Source organism: Bradyrhizobium sp. P5_C12 (assembly GCF_054049735.1).
The window spans coordinates 23,155-29,406 of sequence record NZ_JBFULU010000068.1 but is presented as its reverse complement, the minus strand read 5'-3'; the positions used below and the strand labels follow the sequence as shown (position 1 = coordinate 29,406).

Genomic DNA, 6,252 nt, shown 5'->3' with positions numbered 1-6,252 from the left:
CATGCACATTGCAAATTCATTCTGGTGTCCCGGCCGAGTCAATTCTTTTCAAAATTCGATATCGCTTCAAAATTACCCCGCGTCCTCAAAACGACGCGCGCATTCTCAAATCGCGCATCCATCCTAGAAAATTCGGCGTCGGCTTTCAACAAGTCTCGCAGCTCTCCCCGACAAAGTAAGGTTGACTGGTTAGGTTAAGGGCGAGCCGTTGTTGCGGCCGATTTTGCGGCTGTTATCAGAGCGGTCCGGTTCGCGATGGGCTGCCTGCAATCCGTGCTCACATAAGGTCACAGTTCATCGCAGCGCTCGAATCTTGTGAGTTCTGGGTCATGTCTTTCGATCGCAACTTCAAAACCGTCCATCCGCAATCGGGCTGGGCGGAGATCTGGCACCTCTGGACCGTGATCGTGCCGCGGCGCTCRATCAACGGGCAGCTCGTGTACGGCAAGGTCTGGCGCCGCCATGACGGCCGCGACTGGATCTACAAGAAGTTCACCGAGTACGACAGCGAGGAAGCGGCCTGAAGCCGCATCGCTGCCGTCCGGCGCAAGATCGCTGCCGTCCGGCGCGGGATCGCTGCCGTCCGGCGCGGGATCGCTGCCGCGGGCTCACGCGGCTTTCGCCGCCGCCGCAGGCTTGGCCGGCGGTGGCTTCAACGGCTTGTCCTGCCGCTTCGACCAGGAGATGTAGTAGGCCACCGTCGTCATGATCGCGATGCCGGCGATGCTGACGAAGAGCTGCGCAAACAGCGAGCCCGAGCTCATCGACAGCTCGAAATGGCCGACGAAGGACAGGAACACGCCGACGCAGAACACGGCGAGCGACTGCTGGCCGCACACGATCACCGGATCGAATATTTTCCACTCCAGGCCCGGCCAGTCCTTCGGCACGAAGCGGATCACCAGGATCACGATCACGACGAAGTGGATGAAGCGGTAGGGCGCGAGGTTGGTCTTGTCGTTGGGGTTGAAGGCCGAGAACAGCCATTGCGGGAACATGCCGCCGAGGGTCGGGAAGCGGCCGGCCATGGTCATGATCAGCGCGAACAAGAGATAGCCGAGACAGAGCCACAGCGTGATCGGTGAGTTGATCACCGCCCCCGAGCGCCGTGCCCCGCCCATCGCGCACCAGGCGCCGAACACGAACAGTACCTGCCAGCAATACGGATTGAAGTACCATTGTCCGGCCGGATAGGCGGTCAGATTCCAGCCGAACTGGCGCGCGGCCAGCCACAGGACGATGGACAGCGCCATCGTCAAATCGGGCTTGCGCAGCATGAACCACAGCACCGGCGGAAACAGGCCCATCAGCACGATGTAGAGCGGCAGCACATCGAGATTGAGCGGCTTGAAGCGCAGGAACAGGCCCTGGCGCAGCGTCTCGGTGGCGTTGTCGACGAGGCCGGCGACGTTGAACTCGTTGATCATGTCCGAATCGCCGAAGCGTAGCGCCAGATAGCTGATCGAGGCGATGTAGATCACGAACAGGATGATGTGGGCGACGTAGAGCTGCCAGACCCGCTTGGTGAGCCTCGTGGCGCCGACGAGGAAGCCCCGCTCCAGCATCATCCGCGCATAGACGAAGGAGGCGGTGTAGCCGGAGATGAAGACGAAGAGGTCCGCGGCGTCTGAAAAGCCGTAGTTGCGGGTCGTGATCCAGTTCACGACGTTGTCGGGGATATGGTCGAGGAAGATTGCCCAGTTCGCGACGCCGCGAAACAGGTCGAGCCTGAGGTCGCGGCCTTTCTCGGGAAGCGTGGCGCTGATGTTCAGGAAGGCCATGCGAGGAGAGCTTTCGGAGGGGACAGATAGGCTGATGTCAGCGGGGCAGCGCCGCCGGGCGGGAGCCCGGCGCGGAAGGCGGGTACGCAATTGTCACGGTGCAGCATAATGACTATACCCGTAGCGGGCACCCCCGGGGACCGGAATCACGATCAGTTCCCGAACGGTGTCTCTATACTATGCCCGCGGTTTCCACCAACTGCCACCGTGACGCATCGAAATCGAACGAAAAGACGAAGAGGCCCGGACCACCCATGACCGCACGCATTTTCAAGCCCGCCAAGAACGCGATGCAATCCGGCCGGTCCAAGACCAAGGAATGGCAGCTCGATTACGAGCCGGAGCAGCCGCGCGCGGTCGAGCCGCTGATGGGCTGGACGTCGTCCGGTGACATGAAGCAGCAGATCACGCTGCGCTTCCAAAGCAAGGACGAGGCGGTCGCCTATTGCGAGCGCAAGGGCATCGCCTACCAGGTGATCGAGCCGAAGGAATCGCTGCACCGGCAGGTTGCCTATGCCGACAATTTCTCGTTCCGCCGCGGCGAGCCCTGGACGCACTGAGGGGCGGCCCACACTCTATCATCTCGTCGGGCATCCACGTTTTGGGCGTCTCGTGAGATCGGCCTGCAAGGTTCGAGACGCCCGCTTTGGCGGGCTCCTCACCATGAGGGTCTGATATCTTGCCGCGAAACGTGACCTCATCCTGAGGGTCCGCCGGAGGCGGGTGTCTCGAAGGATGGGCCGCAGGCAAGCTTCCCGCCACGCTTTTCTAGCCTTGGGAAGCCTAAGGTGGTTGGCACCAATTCCGCCCCATGCTTCGCTGCCTCCCACGACAGGACCAGGGCGAGGTGGGGAATGGCCGGGCGTGACCAGCTCGACAGCGTCGATCTGAAGATACTCTCCGAGTTGCAACAGGACGGGCGGGTTCGCAACAACGAACTGGCGCTGCGTGTCGGCGTCTCCGCGCCGAACTGCCTGCGGCGGCTGAAATCGCTGTTCAGCCGCGGCGTGATCCGGGCGATCCGTGCCGTCATCGACGAGCGGCTGCTCGGCTACGAGGTGGTGTCGTTCGTCTCGATCCAGCTCGGCAGCCAGGCCCAGCCGGTGCTGGAGGCGTTCGAGAGCTCGATCGCCGCGATCCCGCGCATCCAGCAGTGCTGGCGGATTTCGGGCGACACTGACTATCTCCTGAAATGCGTTGCGCCGAGCGTGGAGAACATGCGCCAGCAGCTGCTGCATTTCGCCGCGATGCCTGATGTGAAGAACGTCCGCAGCTTCCCGGTGCTGGGTGTGGCCAAGGATGTGCCGCTGCCGTTGCAGGAGGTCGCCGCGGCGTCGGCGTAGGTTAGGGCAACCGCATATGACGCCAGAGCTTGGGGGCGCCTAAGCTTCCACAGCGTCATGGCCGGCATAGCCGTGCGAAGGACGGCGTCGCTTCCGCTCGCCTATGTCCCGGCCATCCACGTCCTTGCTGGGACGACGAAGAACGTGGATGCCCGGGACAAGCCCGGGCATGACGACGGGGCAGGGATTCACAAAAGCCGAATCAATGGCCGGCATTTAGTTTAGTTACTCACCTAACTGTGACATGTGATTTGCGAAGCCCTGCAATGCGCTGAATCGTGATTGTCGGTTCGGGCGCGTCGCCTAGATGCAAGGTGTGGACCTCAGCCTGCGTCGCATGCCGAGGACCCTTTTGTGGGACCCTGAAGCAGGAAAAGACAACATGACCTCGACTTCGAAGACGTTCGCAGTTTCCGCTGCGACGCTGTTTGCGTCTGCGTTTTTGGTTCTGACGGCACCGGTTGCGAAGGCAGACGACTTCTGCATCACCAACGGTGCCCAGGCCGCCCATGGTTGCGGCTTTCCGACCATGGAAGCCTGCCGTCAAGCGGCCGGCGGCATCGGCGGCTCGTGCTCGCAGGCCGGCGGCGCGAAGAGCGCCAACGACTCCCTCGCTTATCAGCCGAAGCAGACGCAGTCGCGCACCAAGCTTCGCGCGGGCGCGCAGGCCAAGTCGAACTAATTGCTGAAATCGAGACCGGTTTCGACATGTTGCGGCCTCCGGGATTCATCTCGGGGGCCGTAAACTTATGAGAACGAGGCGACAGCTCGGGCTTGTACGCCTCAACGATACCTGCCGCGAAACTCGCGCGGCGAGGTGCCGGTCCAGGTGCGGAAGGCGCGGGAAAAGCTCTTTTCGTTGCGGAAGCCCGCGATCTCCGCGATCCGCTTGATCGGCACCCGGCCGCGCATCAATTCCTGCTTGGCGAGCTCGAATTTCGCCTCTTCCTTGAGATCGCGCAGCGAGGTCGCTTCCTCGCGCAGGCGCCGATGCATGGTGCGGGTGGAGAGCGCCAGCTCGCTCGCGACGTCCTCGGCGCCGAGACTACGTCCGCGCGCTGTGCGAAGCACGCGGCGAACGCGCTCGACCAGCAGCCGGTCGCGCCGATAGGGCAGCACGGTCAGCCGCAACGCGCCCTTGAGCATGCTGTCGAGGTCTGCCGGACTGCGGGTGAGCGGCAGCGAGAGATAATGCTGGTCGAAGACGATGCCGGCGCGATCGGCGCCGAAGCCGACGGTCTTGCAGAAGATGGTCGGATAGACCGAGACATGGTGCGGCTCGGGAAAGGGAAATTCGGCTGCGCGGAGTGCGATCGCGGAATCGACCGCCCAGCATGAAAAGCCGAGCACGTAGCGGAGCAGGGTGACCAGGCAGAACTCGCGCAAGGCCCCGAGGTCGCGCTGCTCGCGAATGGAGATGACCGCGGTCTCCCCGCTGACGGTGAGCTCGAACAGGACGTCCTCGGTCAGCAGACGGTGATGCCGGCACCAGCGTTTTAGCGCGACTTCGAGCGTCGGGGCTGTGATCGAGGCGCGGCACAGCATGCCATAGGAGCCCCAGGGCAGCCGGCGCGAGAACCAGCCGAGCGCCTCGTCGTCGAGCTCGCGCATGGCATGGCCCGCGAGCGCCTCGAACTGGGCCGCGGTCACCCGCCCGTCCGTCGATTTGACCAGGTCCGCCGTGAGCTGCCCCTTGGCCAGGGCCTCGGCCGGATCGTGGCCGTACCGGGCGTATGCAGCGACCACGCCGCGGACGAACGCGGCAGGGGTCATGGCGCGGCGGGGCGTCGCGGTTGCGGCTAGAAAGGCCATGGAAAATCCTCGCCAAACTTGGCGGAAAATGCAACCTTTTAGACCGAAGCGGCGCCGGCGCGGGGGTAGGTTCGGCCCGATAAGAACGGAGGAATCGCCTTGAACATCCCGAGCATCGATTTCGATCTGGGCGAAGACATCAGCATGCTGCGCGACACCGTGCGCGCCTTCGTGGAGGCCGAGGTCGCGCCGCGCGCGGCCGAGGTCGAGAAGGCCAATCTGTTCCCGGCCGACCTCTGGAAGCGCTTCGGCGATCTCGGCCTGCTCGGCATGACGGCGCCGGAGCAATATGGCGGCTCCAACATGGGCTATCTCGCCCACATCGTCGCCATGGAGGAGATTTCGCGCGGCTCGGCCGCGGTCGGGCTGTCCTACGGCGCCCATTCCAACCTCTGCGTCAACCAGATCCGCCGCAACGGCAACGACGCGCAGCGGCAGCGCTATTTGCCGAAGCTGATCTCCGGCGCGTATGTCGGCGCGCTCGCGATGTCAGAGCCGGGCGCCGGCTCCGACGTCGTCTCGATGAAGCTGCGCGCCGACAAGCGCGGCGACCGCTACGTGCTCAACGGCTCAAAGATGTGGATCACCAATGGCGGCGACGCCGACGTGCTGGTCGTCTACGCCAAGACCGATCCGGAGGCCGGCCCGCGCGGCATGACCGCCTTCCTCATCGAGAAGGGTTTCAAGGGCTTCACCCACGGCCAGCATCTCGACAAGCTCGGCATGCGCGGCTCCAACACCTATCCCTTGTTCTTCGACGACTGCGAGGTGCCGGCAGAGAACGTGCTGGGCGGCGTGGGCGAGGGCGTCAAGGTGCTGATGTCCGGCCTCGACTATGAGCGCGCGGTGCTCTCCGGCGGCCCGCTCGGCATCATGGCGGCCTGCATGGACGCGGTCGTGCCCTACATGCATGAGCGCAAGCAGTTCGGCCAGCCGATCGGCGACTTCCAGCTGATGCAGGGCAAGCTCGCCGACATGTATTCGACCTGGCAGGCCACGCGCGCCTATGTCTACGCAGTGGGGAAAGCCTGCGACCGTGCCAACCACGCACGCAGCCTGCGCAAGGATGCCGCCGCGGCGATCCTCTATTCCGCCGAGAAGGCGACGTGGATGGCGGGCGAGGCGATCCAGGCGCTTGGCGGCGTCGGCTACACCACCGAGTTTCCGGTCGGACGTCTGTGGCGCGATGCAAAGCTCTACGAGATCGGCGCCGGCACCTCGGAGGTCCGCCGCATGCTGATCGGCCGCGAGCTGATGGCGGAAACGGCTTAAGCCTTCACACGATTGGAATTGCCGCGAAATGGGTCCACCCTGTT

General features: G+C 63.9%; 7 protein-coding genes. 5 read left to right on the top strand and 2 right to left on the bottom strand.

Features of this window, described 5'->3' with window-relative positions; translation table 11 throughout:
• Positions 1 to 329: 329 nt before the first annotated feature.
• Positions 330 to 524 carry a hypothetical protein gene (locus ACXJMY_RS34900; protein ID WP_456623893.1) on the top strand — a complete coding sequence of 65 codons (195 nt, stop codon included), beginning with the start codon at positions 330 to 332 and terminating at the stop codon, positions 522 to 524.
• Between the two features lie 84 nt (positions 525 to 608).
• Here the strand turns inward: ACXJMY_RS34900 and ACXJMY_RS34895 are convergent, their stop codons facing one another.
• The gene (locus ACXJMY_RS34895; protein WP_456623892.1) at positions 609 to 1,781 is read right to left on the bottom strand and encodes an OpgC domain-containing protein; all 1,173 of its coding nucleotides are present in this window, start codon (positions 1,779 to 1,781) and stop codon (positions 609 to 611) included.
• 254 nt (positions 1,782 to 2,035) lie between these two features.
• On the opposite strand from ACXJMY_RS34895, the gene ACXJMY_RS34890 reads away from it, so the two are divergent.
• The 3 genes from ACXJMY_RS34890 to ACXJMY_RS34880 all read left to right on the top strand — a co-directional run bounded on the left by ACXJMY_RS34890 (position 2,036) and on the right by ACXJMY_RS34880 (position 3,806).
• The gene (locus ACXJMY_RS34890) at positions 2,036 to 2,341 is read left to right on the top strand and encodes an ETC complex I subunit (RefSeq protein ID WP_456623891.1); all 306 of its coding nucleotides are present in this window, start codon (positions 2,036 to 2,038) and stop codon (positions 2,339 to 2,341) included.
• Between the two features lie 294 nt (positions 2,342 to 2,635).
• A complete protein-coding gene (locus ACXJMY_RS34885; RefSeq protein ID WP_456623890.1) occupies positions 2,636 to 3,124 on the top strand; it encodes an Lrp/AsnC family transcriptional regulator in 489 nt (162 codons plus the stop codon).
• Between the two features lie 382 nt (positions 3,125 to 3,506).
• A complete protein-coding gene (locus ACXJMY_RS34880) occupies positions 3,507 to 3,806 on the top strand; it encodes a DUF3551 domain-containing protein (protein WP_456623889.1) in 300 nt (99 codons plus the stop codon).
• Positions 3,807 to 3,907: 101 nt separating this feature from the next.
• Here the strand turns inward: ACXJMY_RS34880 and ACXJMY_RS34875 are convergent, their stop codons facing one another.
• Positions 3,908 to 4,936, bottom strand: coding sequence for an AraC family transcriptional regulator (locus ACXJMY_RS34875; protein ID WP_456623888.1), 1,029 nt, complete (start codon positions 4,934 to 4,936; stop codon positions 3,908 to 3,910).
• Between the two features lie 144 nt (positions 4,937 to 5,080).
• Between ACXJMY_RS34875 and ACXJMY_RS34870 the strand changes: the two genes are divergently transcribed.
• On the top strand, positions 5,081 to 6,208 hold the full coding sequence (locus ACXJMY_RS34870; protein WP_456623895.1) for an isovaleryl-CoA dehydrogenase: 1,128 nt from the start codon (positions 5,081 to 5,083) through the stop codon (positions 6,206 to 6,208).
• The last annotated feature ends 44 nt before the right edge of the window (positions 6,209 to 6,252 follow it).

Bases quoted from the DNA above. Each gene is read 5' to 3' on its own strand.
- ACXJMY_RS34880 (WP_456623889.1), top strand. From the start codon at position 3,507: ATGACCTCGACTTCGAAGACGTTCGCAGTTTCCGCTGCGACGCTGTTT.
- ACXJMY_RS34890 (WP_456623891.1), top strand. From the start codon at position 2,036: ATGACCGCACGCATTTTCAAGCCCGCCAAGAACGCGATGCAATCCGGC.
- ACXJMY_RS34895 (WP_456623892.1), bottom strand. From the start codon at position 1,781: ATGGCCTTCCTGAACATCAGCGCCACGCTTCCCGAGAAAGGCCGCGAC.
- ACXJMY_RS34875 (WP_456623888.1), bottom strand. From the start codon at position 4,936: ATGGCCTTTCTAGCCGCAACCGCGACGCCCCGCCGCGCCATGACCCCT.
- ACXJMY_RS34885 (WP_456623890.1), top strand. From the start codon at position 2,636: ATGGCCGGGCGTGACCAGCTCGACAGCGTCGATCTGAAGATACTCTCC.
- ACXJMY_RS34870 (WP_456623895.1), top strand. From the start codon at position 5,081: ATGCTGCGCGACACCGTGCGCGCCTTCGTGGAGGCCGAGGTCGCGCCG.